The 26,122-nt window shown below is 72.0% G+C and carries 18 protein-coding genes; 10 read left to right on the top strand and 8 right to left on the bottom strand.

The features are described from left to right. Positions 1–15 precede the first annotated feature (15 nt). A complete protein-coding gene (locus I5071_RS31465; protein WP_236516958.1) occupies positions 16–1,107 on the top strand; it encodes an alpha/beta hydrolase family esterase in 1,092 nt (363 codons plus the stop codon). Beyond that, positions 1,020–2,132 (top strand): bestrophin family protein, encoded by a 1,113-nt coding sequence (locus tag I5071_RS31460; RefSeq protein WP_236516957.1) that lies wholly within the window; start codon positions 1,020–1,022, stop codon positions 2,130–2,132. Before I5071_RS31465 ends, I5071_RS31460 begins: the two co-directional genes overlap by 88 nt. Positions 2,133–2,141: 9 nt before the next feature. On the opposite strand, the gene I5071_RS31455 is transcribed toward I5071_RS31460, so the two are convergent. From I5071_RS31455 to I5071_RS31445, 3 genes are read right to left on the bottom strand one after another with little or no spacing between them, the layout of a single operon-like run. Further along, positions 2,142–3,998 (bottom strand): radical SAM protein, encoded by a 1,857-nt coding sequence (locus I5071_RS31455; protein ID WP_236516956.1) that lies wholly within the window; start codon positions 3,996–3,998, stop codon positions 2,142–2,144. Continuing rightward, positions 3,986–5,119, bottom strand: coding sequence for an aKG-HExxH-type peptide beta-hydroxylase (locus I5071_RS31450; protein ID WP_236516955.1), 1,134 nt, complete (start codon positions 5,117–5,119; stop codon positions 3,986–3,988). Before I5071_RS31450 ends, I5071_RS31455 begins: the two co-directional genes overlap by 13 nt. Then, positions 5,116–6,960 (bottom strand): radical SAM protein, encoded by a 1,845-nt coding sequence (locus I5071_RS31445; RefSeq protein WP_236516954.1) that lies wholly within the window; start codon positions 6,958–6,960, stop codon positions 5,116–5,118. The genes I5071_RS31450 and I5071_RS31445 overlap by 4 nt, the downstream gene beginning before the upstream one ends. Before the next feature lie 86 nt (positions 6,961–7,046). On the opposite strand from I5071_RS31445, the gene I5071_RS31440 reads away from it, so the two are divergent. From I5071_RS31440 to I5071_RS31420, 5 genes are read left to right on the top strand one after another with little or no spacing between them, the layout of a single operon-like run. After that, positions 7,047–9,098, top strand: coding sequence for a hypothetical protein (locus I5071_RS31440; protein WP_236516953.1), 2,052 nt, complete (start codon positions 7,047–7,049; stop codon positions 9,096–9,098). A 47-nt stretch (positions 9,099–9,145) separates the two neighbouring features. Continuing rightward, on the top strand, positions 9,146–11,458 hold the full coding sequence (locus I5071_RS31435; RefSeq protein ID WP_236516952.1) for a radical SAM protein: 2,313 nt from the start codon (positions 9,146–9,148) through the stop codon (positions 11,456–11,458). A 39-nt stretch (positions 11,459–11,497) separates the two neighbouring features. Beyond that, positions 11,498–12,415: an NAD-dependent epimerase/dehydratase family protein gene (locus I5071_RS31430; RefSeq protein ID WP_236516951.1), complete on the top strand. Its 918-nt coding sequence runs from the start codon at positions 11,498–11,500 to the stop codon at positions 12,413–12,415. After that, positions 12,412–13,071, top strand: a complete 660-nt coding sequence (locus I5071_RS31425) for a PIG-L deacetylase family protein (RefSeq protein ID WP_236516950.1) — start codon at positions 12,412–12,414, stop codon at positions 13,069–13,071. The genes I5071_RS31430 and I5071_RS31425 overlap by 4 nt, the downstream gene beginning before the upstream one ends. Before the next feature lie 18 nt (positions 13,072–13,089). After that, positions 13,090–14,799 carry a radical SAM protein gene (locus I5071_RS31420; protein WP_236516949.1) on the top strand — a complete coding sequence of 570 codons (1,710 nt, stop codon included), beginning with the start codon at positions 13,090–13,092 and terminating at the stop codon, positions 14,797–14,799. 27 nt (positions 14,800–14,826) lie between these two features. On the opposite strand, the gene wecB is transcribed toward I5071_RS31420, so the two are convergent. Next, the gene (gene wecB / locus I5071_RS31415) at positions 14,827–15,882 is read right to left on the bottom strand and encodes a non-hydrolyzing UDP-N-acetylglucosamine 2-epimerase (protein ID WP_236516948.1); all 1,056 of its coding nucleotides are present in this window, start codon (positions 15,880–15,882) and stop codon (positions 14,827–14,829) included. A gap of 20 nt (positions 15,883–15,902) precedes the next feature. On the opposite strand from wecB, the gene I5071_RS31410 reads away from it, so the two are divergent. After that, on the top strand, positions 15,903–17,537 hold the full coding sequence (locus I5071_RS31410; protein WP_236516947.1) for a B12-binding domain-containing radical SAM protein: 1,635 nt from the start codon (positions 15,903–15,905) through the stop codon (positions 17,535–17,537). Here I5071_RS31410 and I5071_RS31405 read toward each other — a convergent pair. Then, complete coding sequence (locus I5071_RS31405; RefSeq protein ID WP_236516946.1) at positions 17,447–19,000, bottom strand: B12-binding domain-containing radical SAM protein; 1,554 nt, start codon at positions 18,998–19,000, stop codon at positions 17,447–17,449. The genes I5071_RS31410 and I5071_RS31405 overlap by 91 nt on opposite strands. A gap of 33 nt (positions 19,001–19,033) precedes the next feature. Between I5071_RS31405 and I5071_RS31400 the strand changes: the two genes are divergently transcribed. Next, on the top strand, positions 19,034–19,726 hold the full coding sequence (locus I5071_RS31400; protein WP_236516945.1) for a glycosyltransferase family 2 protein: 693 nt from the start codon (positions 19,034–19,036) through the stop codon (positions 19,724–19,726). Positions 19,727–19,809: 83 nt separating this feature from the next. On the opposite strand, the gene I5071_RS31395 is transcribed toward I5071_RS31400, so the two are convergent. Both I5071_RS31395 and I5071_RS31390 read right to left on the bottom strand, forming a co-directional pair. Further along, positions 19,810–21,414 (bottom strand): B12-binding domain-containing radical SAM protein, encoded by a 1,605-nt coding sequence (locus tag I5071_RS31395; RefSeq protein WP_236516944.1) that lies wholly within the window; start codon positions 21,412–21,414, stop codon positions 19,810–19,812. A gap of 2 nt (positions 21,415–21,416) precedes the next feature. Further along, on the bottom strand, positions 21,417–22,433 hold the full coding sequence (locus I5071_RS31390; protein WP_236516943.1) for a hypothetical protein: 1,017 nt from the start codon (positions 22,431–22,433) through the stop codon (positions 21,417–21,419). A gap of 317 nt (positions 22,434–22,750) precedes the next feature. On the opposite strand from I5071_RS31390, the gene I5071_RS31385 reads away from it, so the two are divergent. After that, complete coding sequence (locus I5071_RS31385) at positions 22,751–24,337, top strand: YncE family protein (protein WP_236516942.1); 1,587 nt, start codon at positions 22,751–22,753, stop codon at positions 24,335–24,337. 34 nt (positions 24,338–24,371) lie between these two features. Here the strand turns inward: I5071_RS31385 and I5071_RS31380 are convergent, their stop codons facing one another. Beyond that, positions 24,372–26,063: a carbamoyltransferase C-terminal domain-containing protein gene (locus I5071_RS31380; RefSeq protein WP_236516941.1), complete on the bottom strand. Its 1,692-nt coding sequence runs from the start codon at positions 26,061–26,063 to the stop codon at positions 24,372–24,374. Positions 26,064–26,122: the final 59 nt, after the last annotated feature.

Genomic DNA, 26,122 nt, shown 5'->3' with positions numbered 1-26,122 from the left:
ATCGGAGGACGACGAATGCGACGCCTTCGGCTCGTGGTGCTGGCGCTGGGGTTGTGGACGAGCGCGTGCTTCGGCGATCTCCGAGGCGATCCGCCCGGCGACGCTCGCACCGACGGCGGTGTGCCCGCCGACGCGCGAGCCGGCGGCGACGCCGGCGTCGAGTCGCCCGACGCCACGGTCGACGAGGGCCCCGACGCGAGCGCGCCGACGCCGCGCGGCCCCACGGGCCCGAGCGCAGGATGCGGCGCGCTCGCAGCCGACGACTCCAGCGATCGCTGGACGCTGCACGAGCTGACGGTGACCGGCGTCGCGGCGCGCTTCCTCGCAGGCGGCGAGGACTACGGCACCCAGGGCGGGTACGACTTCGAGCACCGCAACTACTTCGTGCGCCTACCGCGCAACTACGATCCTTCGCGGCAGTACTCGCTCGTGATCTCGGGCGGAGGCTGCGGCGCCAGCAACGGGCTGAGCGGCAGTGGTGGCGGCAGCAATCCACTAGCGGATGATCAGGACTACGCCGTCCAAGTGGGGCTCAGCTACGTGTACCCCGACGGAGCCGGTGCATGCTTCCAGGACGGCTCGGCGGACACTCCCGATCTGCCCTACTTCGACGCGGTGATGGCGGAGCTCGACGCACGCTATTGCTTCGATCGAGGGCAGGTCTTCGCGAGCGGTTTCAGCAGCGGAGCATGGGAGTCGTACATGCTGGCTTGTGCGCGGGGTGGCGTGCTCCGCGCCATCGGAACACAGGCGGGCGGGCTCCGATCCGAGCGTCCGCCGTGCTCCGGCGTGCCGGTCGCCGCGTTCCTCACCGCGGGCGTGAACGACGGCGCGAACCCCATCGAGAACGTCGACGATCGCACCGGGTTCGACAGCGGATCGCGGGCCGCGCGCGACGCGATCCTCGAGGCGAACGGTTGCGTGGGGACGGAGACCGAGCCCTACGTCACCGCCGATGCGCCGGCCGATTGGAACTGTGTCTCGTACACCGGCTGCCCCACCGCCTATCCCGTCGTCTGGTGTCCGATCACCGCCGACGACGGGCGCCACGGCGCCGGCAATCCCCGTGCGTTCTGGCCGTTCTGGAGCACTCTCGGCGCGCCCTGAGCCGAACCGGCGGACCTCCCGCGAGCGAGAGCGCGTCGTGGGGGCTAGGGAACCGGGGGATGATCGTCTCGCATCGCGTTCGCTTGCGGCACGTCCTGCATCAGAGCGGGGCGAGCCTCGCGTACTTCGCGATCCTCTCGGTCGGCGTCTACGTCTTGCATTATCACGCCGGACTGCACATCTCGCTGCCCTTCAACGGCGTGGCGATGATGAGCACGGCGCTCGCGATCTACCTCGGCTTCAAGGCCAACCAGGCTTATGACCGCTGGTGGGAGGGTCGAAAGATCTGGGGCCTCCTCGTGAACTACAGCCGCGCCTTCGGCCGTGAGGTGCTCACCTTCGTCGTCCCCGACGAGACCGAGAGCCCCGAGGAGGTGCGCGCGTGGCAGCAGCGGCTGCTCCGGAGACACATGGCCTTCGTGCACGGCCTGCGCGTCTTCCTCCGCGAGCCGAACGGCTACGTCAGGCAGCGCGAGCCGCTCCTGCCGCAGCCGAACACCTACGAGGACATGAAGGACTTCCTCGACCCGACGGAGTATTCGGAGGTCCTCGCGGCGAAGAACCCGCCCAACCAGCTGATCCTCCATCAGGGCCAGGAGCTCAAGGACGCGAGCATCAGGGGGTGGCTGAGCGACTACCGCTTCGTCCAGATGAGCCAGACGCTCACCGAGCTCAACAACCACCAGGGGATGGCCGAGCGCATCAAGAACACGCCGCTGCCGCGGCCATACACCTTCTACTCGCGCGTCTTCGTCTTCATCCACGGAACGTTCGTGCCCTTCGCGTTCATCGAAGAGCTGACCTGGCTGAACATCCCGCTCGCGCTGGCGATCAACTTCCTCTTCTTGTCGCTCGACCTCGTCGCCCACTACACCGAAGACCCCTTCGAGAATCGCATCGCCGACGTGCCCCTGACGGCGATCTCGCTGACCATCGAGGAGAACCTGAAGGAGATGGCGCGCTTCGAGATCCCCGTGGCACCGCTGCCCCGGAAGCCGCCGCCGGTCGAGGGCGTGGTCTTCTGACGGCGCGCTCTATCGCTTCTCGTAACGCAGCAGCCACTGGTTCGCGGTGCCAGGCCCGACGTCGTGGCGCTCGCGCAGCGCGATCGAATCGGTCGCGCTCTCGATGGTGCGCGCCGCGCGATCCGCGTCGTCGTTGCGATAGTGCTCGAAGCGCGCGGGACCGCGGTGCGCGACGCTCGTCTGGGCGCGGGTACGAGCCAGGCCGAACGCGACGTTGTCGACGACCAGCAGCGACCCTCCGACGCGCAGCGCGTCGACCACCCGCCGGACGACGCCCGTGGGATCGGCGAGGTGGTTCCAGCTCCGCAAGATCAGCGCGTGATCGAAGGTGCGATCGACGACGAACGTCTCGCCCTCGCCGCGCACCAACGTCGCCCACGGCCAGCGCGCGCGCAGCGCGTCGAGATCGGCGTGGGGATCGACGCCGACGTAGCGCACGTGGCCGCACAGGGCGCGCGGTGCCCACACGTCCTCGTAGGGGCCCTCGCCGCACCCGAGATCGAGCACGTCGCCCTCGAGCGCGCGCAGCACGTCGCGCACCCGCGCGTCGTCGCGGGTGAACGGATCGTCGTCGAGCGCGGGCTCGAACATCCCGGTGCAGGTCTCGCGGTGGGTGCATCCGTCGCACAACGTCGAGCGACGCAGCGGGCGCAGATCACGCGCGAAGTCGTCGGGCGCGGGCTTGCGCGAGACGTCGAGATAGAGCTGTCCGAGCGCGTGTTTGGTGCGCGCGATCTCGACGTCCGCGAAGTCGCGGGTGTCGCTGCGAAAGCGCGCGATGCGATAGCCGCTCTCCGCGCGGTTCCGCACGAAGAGCTCGCGCCCGCGATCCCACGGGATGATGCCGTGCTCTCCGTCGCGCAGCGGACAGTGGGCCTCGCCCGCGTCGGTCGCGATCTGCGCCTCGAACGTGTAGGTGAACGAGTTCGAGCGCGGCGCGGGCTCGGGCGCGCGGATCTCGCTCGTGCCGAATTGCTCGGCGTATCCGCGGAAGAGACCGGGGCAGGGGCCGCGCTTCGGGCACCCGCCGCACACGTCCTCGGGCTGCACGTTGAGCGCTTCGTCGACCGGGAAGAAGTCGGGCTCGCCGATGTCGCACATCGTGGCGAAGCGGTGGGTCTTGAGGTCGTCGTAGAGCGGCTCGAGCCCGGGGAGCAGGCAGTGCGGGATGCCGTCGTGCCCGAACGTCGGGCCTGCTGCGCTGCGCTTCGCGACCTGCTCCTGGCCGTGGCGGATCGCGCGCGCCGCACGATCGGCGACGTCGGACACCCGTGGCGTGATCGCGTCGAAGAGGCGTTTCCCGCCACCCTTCGGCTGCACCATCGAGAACTTGAGGCGCAGGTCGGGGAAGGGCAGCAGCGCGTCGACGAGCGGGATCAGGTGCTCGACGTTCTGCTGGGTGACGACGCAGTTGATCGTGAGATCGAGGCCGCGCCCCGAGAGGTTCTGCACCGCGCGATACGCGGCCTCCCACGCCTCGCTGCGCACCAGTCGATCGTGGATGCGGCCCACGCCGTGGAGCGACATGTACACGTAGCGCAGGCGTCGCTCGATCAGCGCCTCGACCTTGTCGGGATAGGCGAGCACGAGCCCGTTGGTGACGAGCCCCACGTCCATGCCGAGGCGCGCGGTGAGCGACGCCCACTCCATCAGCTCGGCGCGGATCGTCGGCTCGCCACCGGAGAACACGACCATGCCGTGGCCGAGCTGCTTCGCGCGATGGATCTTCGCGACGACCTCGGTGCTCGCGCCGTCGATGTGGCGCACCTCGGCGGTGTGGCAGAAGGTGCAGTTCTCGTTGCACCCGTAGCCGACCTTCACCAGCGCCTTGCGGCCTCGCCAGCCGCTCGCGATCACGCTTCCCACGACACACCCGCGGGCTTCGCGAGGTCGAGCGCGAGGTGGGTCGCGTGCAGCGCCTCGAGCTCTTCGATCAGCGCGGCACCGATGCGCGTCGGCTCCGCGTGCTCGCGCACGGTGCGCAGCCCTTCGTCGTTGCGCGCGATCACGTCGGCGAGCCGCGATTGGATGCGAACGTCGCCCGCGGCGAGCATGCGCCGATAGAGCTCGGCGACCGGCACGAACGCGTGCACCGCGAGCAGGACGCCCCAGATCGGCCGGAGATCGGGGCGCACCGGAGAGCGCACCATCGTGCCCAGCGCGTTCTCGAGCAGCGCGTCGTGGTACGAGGCGAGGTTCGCCTTGTTGTGCTGGAACTCGTGCACGATCGCCTCGGCCATCGTGCGCACGTCGGGGTGCAGCGTCAGGTAACACGCGCCGACGTACTCGCGGTACGACGCGGAGAGGTGCTTCTCGGGCTCGTAGCCGACCGGCACGAGCACCATCGAGAGGGCACGCATCTCGTCGATGATCGTCGGGAGGTGCCGCTCGACGATCGCGAGCGCTTCGTTCAGCGCCGCGATCCACTCGCGCGCGTCGCGACCGCCGAGCGAGAGCGCGTTGCCTCGTTTGTCGGGGTGGGCCTCGACCAGCGCGAGCGGGTTCGGGTCGTAGGTCGCGAATCGGATGCCGGGGCGCAGCTCGACGAACTGCTCCGGCGCGACCGAGCCGAGCGCGACGGTGCGTCCGTCGATCACGATCTTGCCCGACGCGAGCGTCATCCGCGCGCCGGAAAAGATGGCACCCAGTGCCAGATTCGCGACGTGCTTCCCGTGCAGATCGTGGCGCCCGGGCAGCGCACCGCGACGCGCGAGCTCGAGCGCCCACGCGTCGGCGGCGTCGTCGTGACGGCCGCATCGTGCGAGCACGCTCGCGATCGGATCGGCGAGCACGTCCACCGCGTCGTCGGGCGCGCTGCGCGCGAGGTCGGCGAGCGGGCGCGCGATGCGGAGATCGCCGGTCGCGGCGTGGGCCTTGAGCAGTCGCCACGCTTCGGCCCGACGCAGCTGGAGCAGCCGGCGCGGCGCCTCGTGCTCGGGCGGGAGCACGAGCCCGGTGCTCGGCGCGTGGGCTTCGGCGGCGCTCATTCGGCCGCGATGCTGGTCTCGACGATCGGGCGCATCAGGCCGTAGCCGTGGGCGCGCACGTAGTTCACGTGCATCCCGCGGCACGTCGCGTCGTGCACGCAGGTCCGACAGCGCAGCGCCTTCGTCATGTAGCCCGACTCGATGTGGCGCCGGGTGAACCGGAAGATCTCGAGCGCGCCCTCGGGCGAGAGCATCGTCGCATCGAGGGTCGCGGGCTGGGCGCGCGGCGGACGGCCCATCACGCACGCGGGCACGTCGATCACCGGCACGTCGTGGCGGAACGTGGCGAAGAACGCGGGCAGATCGACGTCTTCGCTCGCCGACTCGGTGAGCCGCTCGTGGGTGCGCTGGCGCAGCACGAGGCGCGCGGGCACGGCGCTCATCGCGAGCAGCCACGGCTGGGTGTGGGTCGTGAGCGCGACGACGATCTCGAAGGTGCCCGGCGACGCGAGCAGCAGCTCGGCCTCGGCGACGTCCTTCACGTGCACCGCGATCACCCGGCGTCCATCGAGACGATCGTCCTCGATCGCCTCGAGCAGGCCCGCGATCGACTCGAGCTCGAGCTCGACGTCGGTCAGCGCGGGGTGCGACACGATCGCCTCGCGAGCCCGCGAGACCTCGGGCGCGACGATCCAGCCGCGGGTGATCGACGCTGCGCCGATGCGCTCGTCGAGCGTGCGCGGCTTCACCGCGTTCGTCTTCGCGGCGAGCGCTCCGACGATCGGCAATGCGCGCTTCGGCTTCTCGGCCGCGACCTCCGTCGTGGCCTCGCCCTCGGCGGGACCGCCGAAGTGGATCGCACGCTTCGCGCTCGCGGGATCGCCGCCGAACACCACCGGTCGATTGCGCTCGGCCTCGGTGTCGATGCGCACCCGCGACACTGCGTCCGCCGCCAGGCGATCACGCTCGTCGTAGAGGTGATTGCAGAGCTGCTCGAGATAGCAGTAGCGACAGCGACCTTCCTTGTCGCGACAGTCGAGGTCCTCGCCGGTCACGAGCAGGCGCGCGAACTCTTCCTTTCGTCCGCGCACCTCGTCGTTGAGCTTGTAGGGGTCCTGGATGAGGTGCTCGAAGCCCTCGAGGTGCGGCGGCGGGAAGCGATTGAGCCAGATGTGCATCCCGGGGCGCTTCGTGTACTCGAAGGCCTCGCGCAGGTAGGGCTGCATCTCCTCGAGGTCGTAGAAGAGCGTGGTGCGCCCCTCGGTGAACGCGCGACCGAAGGGCACGACTTGCAGCAGATCGAACTCGTGCACGCCCCACGAGATGAAGAGGTCGAGCATCTCCTTGAGGTGCTTCACGTTCGCGCGGTTGATCACGATGTCGACGTTGACGATCGGCCGACCGGTGCGATCCCGCGTCGCGATGGCGCGGCGCAGCCCCGCGCTCTCCTGCTCGAACGCGCCCTTCACGCCGACGAGCGCGTCGTGGATGCGCGCGTTGGGGCCGTGGAGCGAGAACGTGATCTCGTCGAGCCCCGCGGCGATGCAGCGATCGAGGAAGTCCTGGTACTGGAAGAGCCGACCGTTCGTGACGGTCTGGATCTTCGTGTAGCCCGCGAGCTTGCCGAGCTTGATGAAGTCGACGTAGCTCGGATGGATCGTGGGCTCGCCGCCCGAGAGGATGAGGCGCGTCGCGCCTGCCTTGCGGCCCTCGAGGATCTGCTGCTTCACCTCGTCGCGATCGCGCATGCGACCGTCGTGGGTGTCGGAGTCGAGGCAGAAGACGCAGCGGTTGTTGCACTCGAAGGTGAGCCGCACCCAGTTGCGCTTCTCGTGGGCCGCTTCTTCGTGCGAGACGACCTTCTCGGCCGAGTCCGCCGTCACTGCAAGAGCCGAGGTCATGCGGACGCGATGATACGCCGATCGTGTCGCTCACCGCGAGCGCCGGGTCGGACCGTGGCGAGCGAGCCGTGATATCCGTCGCGGGGATGGGCTCTCGCCGTCCGAACCCGTGCGCGACGCGAGCGCTCCTCGCGGCGCTGATGGGCGCGGTGATGGCGAACGGCGCCGCGCGGGCGCACGCGCAGCCCCTGGTGCTCGGGCCGGGCCTCGAGCAGCAGGTCGCGGCGATGGTGTTCCCCGGCGACGACCCACCGGAGCTCGCGGGTGACGTGCGCGTCGACGGCGCGCGCATCGAGAGCACGTGGATCGACGTGCCGCTCGCGGGAGAAGGCCGCCGCGGCCTGGTGAGGCTGCTCGGGCGCGGAGAGGAGACGAGCGGATGGGACGCCGGCGAGACCCCGAGCTTCTCGGTGTGGCTCGTCGACGGCGCCGACGATCCCGTGCTGCGCGAGGCGGCGCGCGCGCTGAGCGCGAGGATCCGCGCGCGAGACCCGGGGGACTTCATGCGCGAGCACGGCACGCTCGTGACCGGCGAGGCCGCGCCCTCGAGCACGCTCGACCTGCGAGCCCTGCGCGGCGGCTCGTGGGTCGCCCTGCTCGGAGGCCTCGTGCTGCTCGCGGGGTGGGCGCATCGCGAGCGAGCGTGGGCTTCGCGCGCGGATCTCGGGATCGCGCTCGCGCTCTTCGTGGCTTCGCTCGCCCTGCGATGGCTGCTGCCGCCGTGGGCCCCGATGCACGCGAACGATCACGGCATCGCCGAGATGCGCGGGCTCACCGGCGATCCCGCGGGGTACGAGGCGTCGCTCTACGGCCCGGCGTACCTGCAATTGGTGCGCGCGGTGCTCGCGCCCTTCGGGCGCGCGCCCGATGGACCGTTCTACGTCGCGTCGCTGCTCGGCGCGCTCGCGCCCGTCGCGCTCTTCGCGTTGGGGCGCGCGCTGGGCCCGGATCGGCGCGCGGGCGCGGCGCTCGCGGCGCTCGCGCTCGTGGTGCATCCGGGGCACGTGCGGCTCTCGCTGTCGGAGTCGCCCAAGCCGCTGGCGGCGGTGCTCTGGCTCCTCGGCGCGGCGCTCGCGGTGTGGGCGTTCCGTGCCGAGGTCGCGCGGCGCACGCGCGATCTCGCGTTCTCGCTCACCGCGATCGCGTGGGCGCTCGCGCTCGAGCTCCACGTCCTCACGGTGCTCCTCCCGATCGCCGGCGCGGCGCTGGTGCTGGTCGCGGTGGGAGATCGCGCTCGCGCACCGCGGTGGCCGGTCGTGCTCGGGGGGGTGATCGTCGTGGGCGTCTTCGCGTGCTCTCACCTCGTGGCGCTCGCCGCCGCGCGCACGGCCGCGGAGGAGCGAGACTTCGAGGTCGCGACGACGATCGCGAGATCGCTCGGGCGCGACAACGTGCTCTTCGATCCTTCGATCACGCCGTGGCTCACGCTGCCGCTGGTGGTGGTGTCGGCGATCGCGCTCGCGCGCGCCGGCCGGCTGCGCTGGGTCGCGGGCGCAGCGATCGCGATCGCGATCCTGATGCCTCCCTCGATCCTGATCGCGGCGTGTCGCACCGACCTCCTCCGCTATCAATCGGAGGCGCACCTGCCGCTCTTCTTGCTGCTCGTCGGGATGCCCGGCGCGAGCGTGCGCGGCGTGCCGATCGCGGCGGTCGCGGCGCTCGGGCTCGTCGCGACCGCCATCCCCGGCTTGCGCGACGTCGCCGTCCCCGACGCGCATGCGCAGGCCCACACGATCGCGCGCGAGATGGCGCCGGCGCCGCCGACGGTCATCGTCGTGGCACCGGAGCGCATGCGCGACGCGCCCCACGCGCTCACGCAGTTTCCCGACTACGCGATCGTCGCGCCCACCCGCGTGGCCCGGGCCGCGCCCGCGCTCCAGGCGTGTCGCGTGTGGGTCGGCGTCTCGTGCTGGTCGTACACCCACGACGAGATCGAGGCCGGAGCGCGCGGCGTCGAGGTCGAGCCGGGCGCGCCGATGCGGCGCGAGTGCGTGGAGCTGCTCGGTGGGCCCGACGCGGCGCGCGCGGCGCTCTCGGACCTCGTCGCGATCGACGTCCCCCACCGCGACGGCGAGTTCCACGTGATCCCCGCGGCCTCGCCGCGGGTCGGGTACGCGCCCTGTCCGGCGCCGCGCTGACGCGGCGCTCGCGCCGTTCGGCGTTCTCGGCGACAATCCCCGGCGGGATGTCGCGCCCCCGCACCCTGATCGTCCATCCGCCCACCACGATCGCGCGGGACTTCATCGACTATCCGTACTTCTCGGACCTCGGCGCGTTGCAGCTCGCGGCGGTCCTCCAGGCAGCAGGGCTCGACGCGGAGATCGTCGACGCGTTCGCGCTGCCGGGGAGCACGCTCTCGTGGCGCGCCGATGGTCGAGCCCACCTCGGCGCGAGCGTCGACGAGGTGCTCGCGGCGGTGCGCGCGAAGGGCGCGTTCGACACGATCGTCGTCGCCTACACGCCGTTCCACCGTCCGCCTCATCGCTGCGACGTGCTGGGCGCGTTGCTCGCGGGGCTCGACTGCGGGCGCATCGTGCTCGCGGACTGCTTCCAGTCGGGGCAGCACTACGTCGAGGTGCCGGGCGAGTCGGTGCTCGCGTCGTACCCCGAGGTCGCGGCCTACGTGAAGTACGAGGCCGAGCTCACGGTGCCGCGCCTCCTCGAGTCGTTCGCGACGGGCGTTCATCGCGGTGAGTCGCCGCGGCTCGACGAGCTGCCGCTGCCGGCCTGGGATCGCATCGATCTCGCGAGCTACGTCCGCTTCCACCAGCGCGTCGTCGCGAGCCTCGGGCGCGCGTCGTGGGCGTTCCCGCTCGAGGGGCGCACGATCCCCGTGGTCACGTCGCGCGGCTGTCCGTTCTCGTGCGCGCACTGCAGCTCGAACCCCGAGCGACTGCCCGGCGAGCCCAAGAAGCAGCGGCGTCCCTCGCCCGAGCGACTCACCGCGATGCTGCGCGAGCTCGCCGCGAAGACCGGCGCCACTCGGCTCTTCGTGCTCGACGAGCTGGTGAACGTGAACGAGCGTCACTTCGACGCGTTCCTCGCGTCGATGCGCGAGCTCGATCTGCGCTTCGAGCTGCCGAACGGGATGCGCGCCGACTACCTCGAGCGACGCCACCTCGAGCTCATCAAGGGACGCGTCACCACGGTGAGCGTCAGCGCGGAGAGCGGCTCGTCGCGGGTCGTCGCGGACGTGGTGGGCAAGCAGCTCGATCTGCACGACATCGCGCGGGTCGCCGAGGATGCGCACGCGGTCGGGGTCGATCTGCTGATCCACTACATGATCGGCCTGCCCGGCGAGACGCGCGAGGAGATCAACGAGACGCTCGCCTTCGCGATGGACCTCTGGGATCGCTTCCGCGCGTTCCCCGCGGTGCAGTTCGCGACGCCGCTGCCGGGCACCAAGCTCGCGGACGAAGTGAGCAAGCGCGGGCGCACCCTGCCGATCGTCGAGGACTGGGGCCCGGTGTTCCAGCACGGTCCGCGCAGCGAGGACGAGCGCGCCGGTGACGTCTCGCTCGCGGTGCTGCGCGAGTTCAAGGAGACCTTCGATCGCCGGCTCCGCGCGTCCAGCGGGCCCGAGAAGCTGATCGTCAACCTCACCTACGCCTGCAACAACCGCTGCACGTTCTGCGCGGTGGGCACGCGCACCCAGCTCCACGGCCACACCGAGAGCCAGCACGAGCACCTGCGCGAGTACCGCGCGCGCGGCGTGACGATGGTCGACTTCGACGGCGGCGAGCCCACGCTGCACCCCGATCTGATCACCACGGTCCGCTACGCACGATCGATCGGCTACGAGCGGGTCAACGTCACGACCAACGGGCGCATGGCGTTCTACGAGGGCTTCGCGAAGAAGCTGGTGCGCTCGGGGCTCACCACGCTGCTCTTCAGCGTGCACGGGCCCGATGCCCAGTCGCACGCGCAGCAGGTCGGCGTCGCCGAGGCGTTCGAGCAGACGACCGGTGGGATCCGCAACTGCGTCGCGCACGCGCCGCCGGGTGTCGAGCTCGGGATGAACGTGACGCTGACGAAGTCGAACACCGAGAAGCTGGAGCAGCTCGCGCAGCTCGCGTGGGACCTCGGGCTGCGGTGGATCAACATCCAGTTCCTCACGCCCTTCGGCCGCGCGACCCGGATGATCGCGCCCGACACCCAGCACGCGGCGGACGTGACGCGGGGCGTGATCGAGCGGTGGCGCGATCGCATGAAGGTGCAGGTCATCAACCTGCCGTTCTGCTTCCTGCCCGGGCTCGAGGCGCACCTCGAGGGCGACCTGCTCAAGCTCTCGCGCCACATGATCTTCGTGAACAACGAGGACGTGAACCTCGCGCAGTACCTCGCGGAGCGGCGCGTGCGGAAGCCGGTGTGCGAGGGCTGCACGCGCGCGGTCTTCTGCGGCGGGTTCTACGAGCTCGACAAGGTGCCCGAGCCGCCCTGGCTCGTGAGCGTCGACGACCTGGTGAAGAAGAAGTCGGTCGCGAACGACGCGGCGTAGAAGCTATCGCGATCCACGCGGGCGCGGCATGCTCTGCGCGTGGACGTGCTGGTGACCGGTGGCGCGGGGTTCGTGGGATCGCGGCTCGCGCTCGCGCTCGCCGCGGAAGGCCATCGTGTGGTCGTCGCAGACAACCTCTCGGGCTGCGGCGGCTGGCAGCTGCTCGGTGCGGGCGCCGTCGAGCGCGTGCACGCCGACATCCGCATCGCCGACGACCTCGAGCGGCTGCCCGGCGGCGCGTGGGATCGCGTCTATCACCTCGCGGCGTCGTTCGCGAACGCGCGCTCGGTCGCGTACCCCCAGCTCGACGAGACGACGAACGTGGGCGGCACCGCGAACGTCATCGCGCACGCGAAGGCGCGCGGCTGCGGGCTCTTCGTCTACGCGGGGAGCTCGTCGTCCTACGGCGACGTCGCGCCGCCGTTCCGCGAGGACGGGCCGATGGAGCCGGGCACGCCGTACGCGCGCACCAAGCTCGCGGGCGAGCAGCTGGTGCGGCGCTCCGGCCTCGCCCACGCGGTGCTGCGGCTCTTCAACGTGTACGGGCCGGGCGACGTGCCCGACCCCTGGCGCAACGCGATCCCCAACATGATCGACGCGCTGCATCGCCCGGATGGGCGCATCACGCTCTTCGGCGAGGGCGCGACGCGCGACTTCACGTACGTCGACGACGTGGTGCGCGTGCTCCTCGATGCGCCGCGCGCGGCGGGCACGACGACGAACGTCGCGACCGGGGTCGAGACCTCGGTGCGGGTGGTCGCCGAGACGATCGCGAGGCTCGTCGACGCGAGCCGCGAGCGCATCGTGCTCGGCGAGCGACGGAGCTGGGATCGGGTGGTGCGCCGCGCCGCCGACGTGACCCGGCTGCGCGAGACGTTCGGGTGGGTGCCGTCGACGCCGATGGAAGAAGGTCTGCGCGCGACCGTCGCGTGGCTGCGCGCCGAAGGGCTCGTATGACGCTGCCGCGGCGTGTGCTCTTCGTGGGCGCGCACTGCGACGACGTGGAGCTCTTCGCAGGGGGCCTGCTCGCGCGGGCGTGCGAGGAGCGGTGCGAGGTCGGCGTGCTCGTCTTCAGCGATCATCGCGGGGTGCTGGAGGGCGCGCTCGCGGCGCAGTCGCGCGAGGAGATGCGCTCGAACCTCGCGTGGCTGAGCGAGCAGACCGGGACCCGCATCGTCGATCACTCGGGCGCGATGCTCGCGGCGTGTGATGGCTCGTTCGTCGCGCGGCGTGCCGAGATCTACGGCGCGATGGAGCGGCTGCGCGATGGGTACGACCTCGTGGTCACGCACGCGCCGAGCGACACGAACCAGGATCACCAGCAGGTCGCGGCCGAGGCGCAGCGCGCGCTCAAGGCGCACGCGACGGTGCTCGGCGGCGAGTTCCCGAACAACGATCTCGGCACGTTCCGCGCGACGTACTACGTGGCGCTCTCGCCGTTCGCGATCGACGCGAAGGCGCGGATGATCGAGGCGTACGCCTCGCAGCGCCGCGATGGGCGCCCCTACGTCGACGGCGCCGTCGCGCGCGCGCTGGCGAAGGTGCGCGGATCGCAGATCCGCAGCGAGGCCGCGGAGGCGTTCGAGATCGTCGGGCGCGTGATCGCTCGCTGAGAGTGATAGAAACGTCGAGTGGCGGCGCCGGTGTTCGGGCAGTGGGGCGTGGTCGGCCTCGCGGCAGACGTCGCGGGCGCGGTGCGGGTCACGCTGCAGCAGGTGAGGCGCGGCGATCGCGCGGTGCTGCGGCTCGCGAGGGACGCGGACGATCCTCGTGCGCGCGGTGGTGCGCGGACCCGCGCCGGAATCCTGCACGCGGAGGAGGACACGGCCGGGGCGCGTGAGGCGCTCGAGGCGGTGCTCGCCGAGGAAGCGCGATGGAGCGCGATCATCACCCGCAACTTCCCGCACACGTTGCTCTTCGACGAGAGCATGGACACGCGGCGACTGGAAGCTGCGCTGCACGGCTGGTCGCCCGAGCCTGGGCGCGAGGCGATCAGCGCCTCCGATCTCGCTGCGTCGCTCGCGGCGCTCCTCGTCGATCGACGGGTCGTGTCGGGCGAGACGGTGCATCGCGTCGAGTCGGTCGTGGGGAGCGAGCAGGGATCCGGGCTCTTGCCGGGCGCTGCGCGGATCGTCCTCGTCGGCGACGGTGGCGCCCGGCTCTCGTTGGTCGCGGCACCTCCGTGGTCGAGCCCGCACGCGTTCGTGGTGGCCGGCCCGCTCGCGCTCTCGCTGGAGACGCACTCCGGAACGGTGCCGCTCCCGGCCGCGCGGACGATCGGCACGCTCGCGCTCGTCCTCTCGCTGGCGGCTCGCTCGGGCCTCGTGCCTCCGGCCGGTGCGCCGCAGGACCAGGTCGATCGGGCTCCGCGCGTGATCGACGGCCCGCTCGTGCTCGACGTGCGCTCGGAGTGTCACCAGCAGTGCTCGTTCTGCACGGTGAAGCTGCAGCGCGCGCCGTCCGACGGCGGCGCCGTGGAGGTCGCGCGGTGGCGCGAGACGATGCGCCTCGCGCGCGAGCAGGGCATCCGGTCGGTGCAGCTCGACGGGATCGATCCGATGAGCCACTCGGGCATCCTCGATCTCGTTCGAGCCGCGCGCGAGCTCGGCTTCGAGCACCTCGTGATCGCGGGGCCGGGGCGTGTGTTCGCCGATCGACGGGTGCGAGACGACGTGTTCGAGCTCGGACCGCCGAGCACGACGGTGCTCGTGGCCATCTACGGCACGCGCGCCGAGACCCACGACGCGGTCACGGGGGCGCCGGGATCGTTCGAGGAAGCACGCGCCGCGGTGGACGCGGTCGCGCGCGAGCGCGGGCGACGAAGCGTCTTCGTGGGCACGGTCGCCACTGCGAGGAACGTCGACGAGATCGGCGCCGTCGTGCTGTTCGCGCTCGAGCGAACCGACACCGTGTGGATGCGGATGCCGTACCCGCGCGACGACCGCGAGCGACACGCGCGCGATGGATTCGCGCGCAGCGCGGTGCGCGAGACCGACGTGGTGGAGCACTTCGCGCGTGCGATCGTCGCGGCACCGCCCGACCTCCGGCGTCGCGCCCTCGCCGTGCTCGCGAGCGCGATCTCGCATCCGTGTGTGCTCCGGCGCGCGGCTCCGATCGCCGGCGAGGCGCTCGTCGAGGACGTCGTCTCCTCGAGCCGGCCGCAGCTCCACGGCGCGTCGTCGAAGATGGTGCGCGGCGGGACGCACCTCCACCTCGCCGAAGGCCCGGCGATCGTGCCGTGCCGCCACGCGAGCGTGTGCGCGCTGTCCGAACGCTGCAGCCAGGCCCAGCTCGCGGCCTACGTCGATCGATTCGGCGACGCCGAGCTGCTCCCGGCGTGAGCGAGGGCCAGCGAGCACTCGAGCTCGTCAGGAGTCGATCAGAACGCGCGCGATTCGCTGCGCAGCGCGGCCATCCCAGAGCGGCGGCGCGGCGCCGGTGCGCATCGGCCCTGCGAGCGCGCGCGTGATCGCGGCGCGCACCGCGTCGATCGTGGTGCCCGCGACGTGGTTCGAGCCGCACGCGACGGTGAGCGGTCGCTCGGTCGTGGTTCGCACCGTCACGCAGGGAACGCCGAGCACTGCGCTCTCGTCCTGGAGGCCGCCGGAGTCGGTGATCACGACGCGGGCGCGATCGAGGAGGCGCGCCATCTCGACGTATCGCAACGGCTCGCGGAGCGTCACACCGGCGCGCTCCAGCACGACGTCGAGCCCGGCCTCGCGCAGCCGCGCGCGGGTGCGGGGATGCGCCGGGAAGATCGCCCGCGGGCCGAGCTCGACGATCGCGCTCACCAGCGCGGTGAGGACCTCGCGCGACTCGACGTTCTCCGGGCGATGCAGCGTGACGATCGCGTGCTCGCCGATCTCGCGCGCTCGCTCCCCGAGCGCCGCGAGCAGCGCGTCCGCCATCACGTTGCCGACGACGTGCACGCGCGACGCGGGGAGGCCCTCGTCGCGCAGGTTCTTCGCGGCGATCTCGTCGGTCGCGAACAGCCACTCGCTGGTGTGATCGACCAGCGTGCGGTTGAGCTCCTCGGGCATCGAGCGATCGCGCGAGCGCAGCCCGGCTTCGACGTGCGCGACCGCGATGCCCGCCTTCGCGGCGCCGAGCGCGCCACCGAGCGTCGAATTCACGTCACCGTAGACGATGACGAGATCGGGCTCGAGGCGCGCGCACGCCTCCTCGACGCCGATCATCACCGCCGCGATCTGCTTCGCGTGCGAGCCCGCGCCGATGCCGAGGTGCACGTCGGGCGGCGGCAGGCCCACGTCGCGCGCGACGTCGCTCGAGAGGCTCGCGTCGTAGTGCTGCCCGGTGTGCAGCACGTGCTGCCGCGTCGCGCCGGCGCTCGCGAGCGCGCCCAAGACCGGCGCCGCTTTCACGAAGTTCGGACGCGCACCGACGACGTGCAGGAACGAGCGCACCTCCGCAGCATACAGACACCGTGGCATTCTCGGCAGCGATGACGCCGCGGCTCGTGCAGCTACGAACACCGGTGCGCGCGGGGCGCGTGACGCTGGTGCGCGGCCCGATGCAGATGGCGGCGGGCAACCACGTGACGCTCGCGTGCCCACCGCTCGGCGTCGCGTCGCTCGCGGGAGCGCTGCGCGCGCACGACGTGCCGGTCACGCTGGTCGACGCGGTCGGGCTCGATCCCTTCCGGGTGATCACGCGCGGCGGCTTCTTGCGGGTGGGGATCGACGACGACGCGATCGCCGCCGCCATCCCCGCGGACACCATGCTGATCGGCGTGAGCTGCATGTTCTCCGAGGAGTGGCCGCTGGTGCGCGCGACGATCGAGGCGATCGCGCGGCGCCATCCCGGCGTCCCGATCGTGCTCGGCGGCGAGCACGCGACCGCGCTGCCCGAGCACGCGCTCGCAGCGTGCCCTCACGTCGCGGCGTGCGCGCTCGGCGAGGGCGAGCAGACGATCATCGAGCTCGCGTACGCGATCGCCGAGGGCGCGTCGCTCGACACCGTCCCGGGCCTCGTGATCCGCGCCGAGGGCGGGCCGACGCGCACCACCGGTCGTCGCCGCATCGCGGATCTCACGTCGATCCCGCGGCCGGCGTGGGATCTCGTGCCGATGGAGGCGTACCTCGCGAACGGGCTCGGCTACGGCGTCGATCGCGGGCGCAGCGTGCCGCTGCTCGCGACGCGCGGCTGCCCGTATCGCTGCACGTTCTGCTCGAGCCCGACCATGTGGACCACGAAGTGGTCGGCGCGCTCTCCCGACGACGTGCTCGACGAGATGCTCGACGGCGTCGAGCGCTACCGCGCGCGCAACTTCGACTTCTACGATCTGACCGCGGTCATTCGGCGCGACTGGATCCTCGAGCTCTGTCGGAAGATCGTGGAGCGGGGGCTGCGCGTGACCTGGCAGATCCCCGCAGGCACCCGCAGCGAGGCGATCGATCACGAGGTCGCGACCTGGCTGCGCCGCGCCGGCTGCACGAACCTCGCGTACGCGCCCGAGAGCGGCTCGCCCGCGGTGCTCGAGCGGGTGCGCAAGAAGATCTCGCTCGACGTGATGAAGCGCTCGATGCGCGACGCGGTCGCCGCGGGACTGCACGTGAAGGCGAACCTGATCGTCGGGTTCCCCGACGAGACCGCCGCCGAGGCGATGCAGACGGTGCGCTTCTGTCGCGAGCTCGCGCGCATCGGGATCGACGACGTGAACGTCACGCCGTTCTGTCCGTACCCCGGCACCGAGGACTTCCGCGCGCTGGTCGCGAAGGGGCGCATCGGGCCGCTCGACGATGCGTACTTCGACGCGCTCGGCTGCTACTCCGATCTCTCGGCGAGCGCGTCGTGGTGCGAGCACATGGACGAGCGCGCGATCGCGCGCTTTCGCTGGCAGGCGATGGCCGAGTTCTACGGGCGCTCGTTCGTGCACCGGCCGCGGCGGGTGATCGACGTCGCGCGCAGCGTCGTGACCGGACGACAGGAGACGCGGCTCGACAAGGCGGTGAGCGACATCGTCACGCGTCATCCCGCGGGACGGCGCGTCGTGTCGGCGGTGCGCGCGGTCGCGCGGCGCACCAGGCTCGCGAGCGACATCTCGGCGCGCGACTCGTAGCGCCCCCGCGCCGATGCTCCGCGAAGGAGGCGCAGCGCGGTGCCGAGCGGTCGCGTCGGATGGAGCGCGAAGCTCGCGCCGTAGAACGTCGCGAGGCCGAGCAGGCGATAACGCTGCAGCGCGCGATCGCCGATCCGCGCGTCGTAGGAGCGCGCCTTCGCGAGATCCGAGTACGAGAGCAGCGACGCGTAGTAGTCGTCGTCGAGCGGGCCGAGCGTGCCCGCGGCGACGAGCTCGTCGAAGAGCGCGGAGCCGGGGTAGGGCACGAAGGTCCACACCGAGACGTCGTGCACCCCGACCTGCGCCATGCGCGCCGCGAACGAGAGCGTGTGCGCGACGTCCTCGCGCGTCTCCTCGGGGAAGCCGAGGATCAGGTTCGCCTTCACGTTGAGCCCGGCGCCGACCGCGGCGCGCATCGAGTCGAGCATGCGATCGAGGCGCACCTGCTTCTTGATGCGCTTCAGCGTGCGCGGCGATCCGCTCTCGGGCGCGTAGCTCACGTTGCGACATCCGGCGTCGTGCATCGCGCGCGCGACCTCGCCGTCGATCGCCTCGCTGCGGGTGCCGCTCGGGAGCTGCCAGGTGATGCGGAGGCCGCGTCGTCGCAGTCGATCGCAGAGCGCGAGGATCCAGCTCTTCTTGACGACCGCGGTGAGGTCGTAGAAGTCGAACGCGTCGGCGCCCACCCGATCGACGTGCGACTCCATCTCGTCGACGACGTCCTCTGGCGCACGCATCGCGTAGCGTGTGGTCCACATGCTCGGGCTCGAGCAGAACGTGCAGCGATACGGGCAGCCGCGGGTCGCGACCATCGGCACGGTGCGCCCGCGATCGACGCCGAACGAGAGGCCGCGCTCGAGGTAACGCTCGAGCGGCGTGAGGTGCCACGCAGGGCGCGCGATCGCGCCGATGTCGCGGATGCGCGCACGCGGTGCGGTGCGGCGCGGGCCGAGCGGCGATCGCACCACGAGCCCGGGGACGCTCGCGAGATCGCGACCTTCGTCGATCGCCCGCGCGAGCTCGACGACGGTCTCTTCGCCTTCGCCGAGCGCGCACGCCGCAAGTGCAGGCGCGTCGCGGAGGCATGCGTCGGGCAGCGCGGTCGCGTGCTCGCCGCCGAGCACGATCGTCGCGCTCGGTCGTGCCCGCGCGATCGCGGCGATGAGCGCGCGCACCACCGGCCACTCGTTGGAGAACATGCACGAGATGCCGACGAGCCGCGCGTCGTCGGGCACGCGCTGCACGATCGCGTCGAGCTCGAGGCCGTTGCACTGGATGTCGGGCCGATAGCCCTGCCACGTGTGATCGAGCGCCTCGCCGACCGCGTCGATCGCGCGCACGTCGTGGCCACCTTCGACCAGGCTGCCAGCGAGGTACGCGATCGAGATCGGCGGCGTCTGGCTCAGTGTCAGGGCGAACCGCGTGACCACGCTCGGCGGGCGGATCAGCGCGACGGTTGCCATGCGCGCGAACCGTAGCATGGTGGCCCGCTTTTCATGGAAGACCGCAAGACCACCGTCATCCTCCCGGCGCACGACGAAGCGGGCACGATCGCCGACGTCGTCGCGCGTTGTCGCGCCAGCGTGCCCGGGCTCGACGAGGTGATCGTCGTCGACGACGGATCGCGCGACGGCACCGGCGCGCTCGCCGCGGGCGCGGGCGCACGGGTGATCACGCTGACGCCGAACCGCGGCAAGGGCGTGGCGCTGCGCCGTGGGCTCGAGGAGGCGCGCGGCGACGTGATCGTGCTGCTCGACGCCGACGGACAGGACGCGCCGGAGGACATCCCGCTCCTGCTCGAGGCGCTGCGCGACGAGGTGGTGATGGTCGTGGGATCGCGCTTCCTCGGCACGTTCGGCGACGGCGCGATCACGCCGCTCAATCGCTTCGGCAACCGCGCGCTCACCGAGGTGCTCAACGCGCTCTATCGAGTGCGACTGACCGACACCCAGGCGGGCTTCCGCGCGTTCCACCGGCGCTTCCTCGATCGCATCTCGCTCTCCGCGACGCGCTACGACATCGAGGTCGATCTGCTGCTCTCGGCGGTCGAGACCGGAAGGCCGGTGATCGAGGTGCCGGTGCGCCGCATGGCGCGCTCGTACGGCACGAGCGATCTCGGCTCGTTCCGCGACGGCGCGCGCATCCTGCGCAAGATCGTGCGGCGACGGATCGCTCACGCGCTGGAGTGAGTGCTCGTCCCGGTGGTCCCGGACGGGAGCGCGCGGACGGTAGGGACCGGCGGGCGAGCCGATGTTCGACGCTCTTTCGAGCGTCAGCCGCTCGAGAGCACGCGGAGGCGGGCGCGAGGCCGCGTCGCGGTCTCGGTCTGCGGCGCGGGGCGCCCCGGCCACTCGCTCGGCGACTTCGGCGCGCTCGCGACCAGGCGCGCGCTCTGCATCATGCCGAGCAGCATCGTGGAGGTGCGCTCGCGCAGCGCGACGTCGCCCGCGAGCCCGGTCACGACCTGCGCGACGCTGCGCACGTTGTAGAGCCGTGGGACGAAGCGGTACGCGCGCGACTCGATCAGCCAGTCGACGGTGCGTCGCGGCAGGACCGGCAGCAGATCGAGCACCACCGAGAGCCGCGCCATGTCGTCGAGCTCGCCGCGTCGCGAGGGGTCGAGGACGCGCGGCGCCTCGAACCCGTCGGTCTGATCGCCGGTCAGGATGCGCTCGACCTGGGCCTCCGAGAGCGAGCCGTCGTCGCGCGCTCGCTCGAGCGCGGTCGTGCCCGGGAGGTACGTCATCCAGTGCGTGTACACGCGCTGGGGCCGCACCCGGTTGTAGAAGCGCAGCGCCGCGATCTGATCGTCGAGGCCCTCGCCGGGCAGCGCGAGGATGTGATCGAGCGCGTACGGGATCCCGGCGTCCCGGAGGTGGGCGATCGTCTGCTCGACGCGCTCGGGGCCACCACGGCGATCGACCTCGGCGAGCGTGTCGCCGTTCACCGTCTGCACGCCGACGCGCACCATCGCCGCGCCGGCACGGGCCAGCGCGCGCGCCATCTCGCGCGTCATCACCTGCGGGTGCGAGTAGCACTCGAAGGGCAGCGCGATCTCCCGCGCGTATGCGTCGGCGAACTCCTCGATCCACTTGAGATCGAGGGTGAAGATCGCGTCCCAGAAGAACACCTTCCGCATGACCCCGCGGCGCTTCCACGCCGCGAGCTCGGCGATCACGTCGCCCACCGACCGGCGGCGCACCGGCTTCTGTCCCGGGTACTGCCGAGGGAACACGCTGTACTCGCAGAAGCTGCAGCGGTACGGGCAGCCGCGCCGCGAGATCACGTAGAACTCGCGCTCGAACGCCGGCACCGCCTCGTAGAACCCGCGCTTGTCGGCCCACGGCAGCACGTCGAGGTCCTCGATCAACGGGCGCAGCGCGTTGCGGATCGGAGGCCCTCCGCTCGGATCGCGGAACCACACGTTCGCCACGTCGGCGCGCCCGAAGCGGCCCTTCTCGACGCACGCGAGCAGATCGGCGAGCGGGCCCTCGCCCTCGCCCTCGACGACCGCGTCGATCGAAGGCTCGCGCAGCACGTGCGCGGGCGAGCCCTGGACGTGCGGTCCGCCGAACACGATCGGCACGCGGAGCTGGCGCTTCACGTGACGCGCGACCTCGACGCTCCATCCGTGCGTGATCGTGTAGGACGAGAAGCCGACCACGTCGGGCGCGTGCGCGGCGATCTTCGCGGCGGTCTCCTCGGGCGTCGGCTCGAGCAGGCGCGCGAGCAGCGCGTTGTCGGGCCCCGAGTTCGACGAGAACGGCTTGGGCTCGTACACGATGCGCACGTCGTGCCCCAGCGCCCGCGCGTGGGCGGCGAGCGCCGCGATCCCGAGGTGCTCGAGCCCGCTCGTGACCAGGACGAGGCGCGCCATCGTCATCCTTCCCCGCGACCTCGCGCGCCGGCGGCGCGCGGAGCGCTGCGCCAGATCCGGTGATCGAGCCAGTAGTGGTGCACGTTCACCGCGAGCATCGCGGCGCCCCAGGGCGCCAGCGGCATCGCGCCGTCCGGCCTCAGCGCGAGCGCGCTCGCGGTCGCGCGGAGGGCGAGCACGATCAGCGTCGTCGCCGAGATGCCGAGGGCTCCGAGCGTCGCGAGGAACACGAGGTGACCGAGCCGCGAGCGCCCGGGGTGCACGTGGGCGCGCAGCCGCTCCGGGATCAGGCCGAGAGCGTGCGGCCGCGCCCGCTCGGCGCGCCCCACGGCCCACAGGTACTGCACGTAGTGGCCGCTCGCGAGCGCGAAGAACGGGATCGCGGGGTGCTCGACCGCGACCAGGAGCGCGACCCAGGTGCCGGTGAGGACGAGCACGACCGCGGTGCCGAGCGCGTCCACCGGTGCGCCGCGCACCAGGTCCGCCGCGTCGCGCGCGACGAACGCCGCGACCGCGAGCGCGGCCGCCGCCGTGAGCGCGACGACGAGCTCCGCGGGGGGCACGGCGATCGGCGCGGCGTCGTACTCGGCGCAGACCTCGCGTGCGCGGTACGTCAGCGCGGCGATGAGCGGGAGCAGGCACGCGGCCTGATCGAGGCGAGCGCCGAGCGCGCCGACCTCGATGCCCCGCGCACGCCGGCTCGCGCGCAGCATGCCGTAGTTCTGCATCGCACCGTGGTGGAGGCTCAGGTAGTACTGGACCCCGAAGAGCACGACGGCGCCGCCGAGCGCCTCGTAGGTGAGCGCGAACGCTCCGAGCGCGAAGGGCACGGCGACGCGCTCGATCGGGCGCTCCGCCGCGAAGCCCGGCGCGAGGTAGACGCGCGACCACGTGGCCGCCATGTGCATCGCGTTGAGGCCGACGAAGCTCGGCACGAAGAGCGCGAGCGCGACCTGCTCGTCGAGCCAGCCGCAGTGCGCGAGCAGCGCGACGAGCGCGCCCGGCAGCGTGCCGAGCACGACCGCGCTCCAGGTGCGAGTGTCTGCACGGCGTCCCGTCGCGAGCGCGAGCGGTGTGCCGGCGCTGGGTGCCGATGATGCTGCCGTCGTCACGTCCGCTCCGGACGCTAACAGCCTGTTGATCGATCGCTCAACAGGCTGCCCCTCTTTTCGAGGGGCTGCGCGCAGCCCCTCCCCCGCCCGGCAAAGCCGGCTCGGGGCCCCTCCCGCCGCACCAGCCCTTCTGCTCATCGGTGCTTCGCACCGATTGATCAACGGGCTGCTGACACGGTCGCTCGCTTGTCGCGTGCGCGCCCCTCGCACAGACTCGCGGCGCCGTGCGCTCCGATCCTCCGCCGTCGGGCCGCCATCGCGAGGAGCCGGCGCCGCGCGGCCTGCGGGCGCTGCTCTGTCCGCCGCTCCCGCGCTCGCTGCCGGCGCGGGTCTCGACGCTCGCCCTCTTCTTCGTCGGCGCCGCGCTCGCGCTGGTGTTCGTCCGCTCGATGTACGGCACGACGGAGCTCGTCGTCGTCGCGGCCGTGGTCACGGCGCTGCGCGTGGTGGCCGACCTCCAGCACCGCGCGCGCCCGGCGCTCCGCGTCGCCGGCCTCCTCGCTGGTGCCGCGCTCGCGCCGCTCGTCGCGCTGCTCGCGTACGCCGCGCTCGCGTGGGGCACGCTGCTCGCGTGGACGGTGCCGTGGTGGGCGAAGCTGCTGGTCTCGGCGCTCGCGGGGGCGGCGGTCGTGACGGGCCGGCCTTCCTGGCGGCACGCGCGCGTGCCCTTCCTCTTGCCGCTCGGCGCGTGGATCACGCTCTGCCTCGCGGGCTGGCGGATCCAGGAGCTCTACGCGCGCTGCGACGACTACCTCGAGGCGGTCGCGCATCCCGCGGTCGACGTCGTGCTCCCGACCACGCCGGCGCTGCGCGACTGCCGCCCCGGGGAGACCATCGAGATCGGGCGCTACCCGCGCGTCGTCTGGGAGCTGCCCGATCGCGAGCGGCTCGTGGTGACGACGCAGCCCGCGCTGCCGCTCGACGGAGAAGGTCACCCCGACGGACCGCTGAGCGGGGCGATCTGCGAGTGGCGGATCGGCTCTCCCGCCGCGCGCTGCTTCGGTGAGGGCAAGGCCCAGGGGATCGTGGAGGACGCCGCGCGCGATCGGCTCCTCGTCGCGAGCTGGGGCCGCTGGCCGCGCCCCGGCGGAGGCCAGCCGCATCGAGGCAAGCTCTACGAGCTGCCGCTCTCGGGGCCCTTCGAGCCGCGCGCGATCGCGATGCAGGACGGCAGCGTCGGCGAGCTGATCTACGACCCCGAGGACGAGCACGCGTACGGGATCACCGACGAGGGCGGCGAGCTCGTGCCGATCCACGTCGACACGCTGCGCGCCGAGCCCGAGGTGCGCGCGCCGATCTTCGGCGCGGGCGCGGTGCGCTACGACGCGGCGCGCCACGAGGGCCTGCTCTGCACTTCGGGCGGGCCGGTGAGCCGCATCGACGGGCGGCTCTTCATGCTCCCCGCGGTGCGCGGCGCGCCGCTGCGACTGCGGGCGCTCGGCGCCGACACGCCGCTCGCGTGGATCACGATGACGTGGGGCTGCGACTGGGATCCGGCGGGCCGCCGCGCGTACATGAACGTGCCGAACCTCGGGCTCACCGCGGTGCTCGACTACGACTCGGGCGCGCTGCTGCAGACCGCGTTCACCGGGTTCGGGATGCGCGCGATCACGTTCGATCCCGCGCGACGCCGGCTCTACCTCGCGAACTTCCTCGGCGGCTTCGTGGCGGCGATCGACGCGTCGTCGCTGCAGGAGCTCGAGCGCTGGCCGGTCGGGCGCTACCCGCGGATGGTCGCGCTCTCGCGCGACGGTCGCTCGCTCTTCGTCGGCACGAACATCGGCGTCGTCACGATCGCGCTCGAGCCCTGAGCCTCCCGTCCACGTGCTCCGCACGCTGAATCGATCAGTCGGGGAAGCGCACGCCCGGAGCGACCACGAGGAAGCGCTCCATCGCGAGGTAGGGCAGCCCCGCCGCGAGGAACGCCCGGCACGCGTCGTCCGGCGTACAGACGATCGGCTCCTCGTGCATGTTGAACGACGTGTTGATCAGCGAGGGGTTGCCGGTGCGCTCGTGGAAGAGCCGGAGCAGTCGGTAGTACGAGGGGTTGTCCTCCTCGTGCACGACCTGGGGGCGCGCGGTCCCGTCGACGTGCACCGCGCCCGGCGACTCGCGACGCATCGTGTCGGTGCAGGGAAGCGCGATGGTCATGAACCGCGTGCAGTCGGCGCAGCGCTCGAGCGAGCCGTAGCGAGCCTCGGCGTGCTCGGCGAGCGTGACCGGCGCGAAGGGCATGTACTCGGTGCGGCGCAGCTTCCGATTGAGCCAGTCGTTCGCGCCGGGCTCGTCGCTCCGGTAGAGCAGGCTCCGGTTGCCGAGGGCGCGCGGCCCGTACTCCATCCGGCCCGCGAAGCGCGCGACCACGTGCCCCGCCGTCAGGAGCTCCGCCGCGGTGCGTTCGATGTCGCGCTCTTCGCGGAAGCGCAGCCCGGCGCTCGTGAGCGCGCGCGCGCACTCGTCCTCGGAGAAGTCGGGCCCGAGGTAGACGTGGTCGAGGCGCGCCGGCCGAGCTCGCCCCGTGAGCGCGAGGTGCTCGAGCGCGGCGCCCACCGCGATGCCCTGATCGTTCATCGCGGGGTGCACGAACACGCGGCGCACGCCGGGCACGTCGAGGATCTTCTGGTTGAGGCGGACGTTGCCGAAGGTCCCGCCCGCGAGGACCACGTCGGAGGGCCCCACCTCCTCGAGCGCGCGCGCGACGAACCCGAGCAGGACGTCCTCGAGGCGCCGCTGCGCGGCCGCCGCGACGTCCGCCTTGTCCATCGTGGCGAGCTCGGCATAGGGCGAGCGATTGCGGCGCCGAGCTCGCAGCGGCGGCGCCTCGAAGCTGCGGCCGTCGGGCGCGAGCGCGAAGAGCTGCGAGACGAGGCCGTACGCCTTCCGCGCGTCGCCGTGTGCGGCGAGGCCGGTCACCTTGCCCGCCAGCGCGACGTTGATGCCGAGCAGCCGCGCGATCTCGCCGTAGAAGAGCCCCGGTGAGCGCGTCGCGCTCGAGCCGTAGAGCAGCTCGCAGCGCGCGCCGCGACAGCGGAAGACCTTCGCCGACGCGCCGTCTCCGAAGCCGTCGGCGGTGATCGCGACCGCCTCGTCGAAGCCCGACGTGAGATAGGCCGAGTACGCGTGTGCGGTGTGGTGATCGGCGACGTGGGCGAGGGCCGGATAGCGGCGGCGGAGCAGCGCGCGGTGCACGCCGGCCGCGAGCGAGCCGAGCTCGGGCGCGCGCCACAGCGCCTCGTGCAGCTCGAGATACGCCTTGTAGGTGGGGCTGAAGAAGTCGTACTCGCCGCGCGGCAGGAGGGCTGCGAGCGGGGTCTCGGGGAGGAAGTGATAGCGGTTGCCGGCGACGACCTCGTCGAAGTCGCCGGACCCGAGCGAGTAGCGCTCGGCGAGCGCGCGGATCGTCCGAGCGGGGCGCCCGCCCGCGAAGCGCACGCGCGTGAAGCGCTCCTCCGCCGCCGCGAAGATCAGCTTGCCGTCCTCGAAGAGCGCGGCGTTCGCGTTCGTGTCCTGGTGGACTGCCAGTAGGTGGGTGGCCATGCAGGTGCGCCGCCGATGCTCGGCGCCGCGAATCGAGCGCGAGAGTGGGGACGATCCGG

It is taken from the genome of Sandaracinus amylolyticus (genome assembly GCF_021631985.1).
Taxonomy (GTDB): Bacteria; Myxococcota_A; Polyangia; order Polyangiales; family Sandaracinaceae; genus Sandaracinus; species Sandaracinus amylolyticus_A.
This window is presented reverse-complemented; position numbering and strand designations above follow the sequence as displayed.

Coding starts and splice junctions, on each gene's coding strand:
- I5071_RS31425 (WP_236516950.1), top strand. CDS start 12,412: ATGACGCTGCCGCGGCGTGTGCTCTTCGTGGGCGCGCACTGCGACGAC.
- I5071_RS31445 (WP_236516954.1), bottom strand. CDS start 6,960: ATGACCTCGGCTCTTGCAGTGACGGCGGACTCGGCCGAGAAGGTCGTC.
- I5071_RS31450 (WP_236516955.1), bottom strand. CDS start 5,119: ATGAGCGCCGCCGAAGCCCACGCGCCGAGCACCGGGCTCGTGCTCCCG.
- I5071_RS31440 (WP_236516953.1), top strand. CDS start 7,047: ATGGGCTCTCGCCGTCCGAACCCGTGCGCGACGCGAGCGCTCCTCGCG.
- I5071_RS31380 (WP_236516941.1), bottom strand. CDS start 26,063: ATGGCCACCCACCTACTGGCAGTCCACCAGGACACGAACGCGAACGCC.
- I5071_RS31405 (WP_236516946.1), bottom strand. CDS start 19,000: ATGGCAACCGTCGCGCTGATCCGCCCGCCGAGCGTGGTCACGCGGTTC.
- I5071_RS31395 (WP_236516944.1), bottom strand. CDS start 21,414: ATGGCGCGCCTCGTCCTGGTCACGAGCGGGCTCGAGCACCTCGGGATC.
- I5071_RS31400 (WP_236516945.1), top strand. CDS start 19,034: ATGGAAGACCGCAAGACCACCGTCATCCTCCCGGCGCACGACGAAGCG.
- I5071_RS31465 (WP_236516958.1), top strand. CDS start 16: ATGCGACGCCTTCGGCTCGTGGTGCTGGCGCTGGGGTTGTGGACGAGC.
- I5071_RS31435 (WP_236516952.1), top strand. CDS start 9,146: ATGTCGCGCCCCCGCACCCTGATCGTCCATCCGCCCACCACGATCGCG.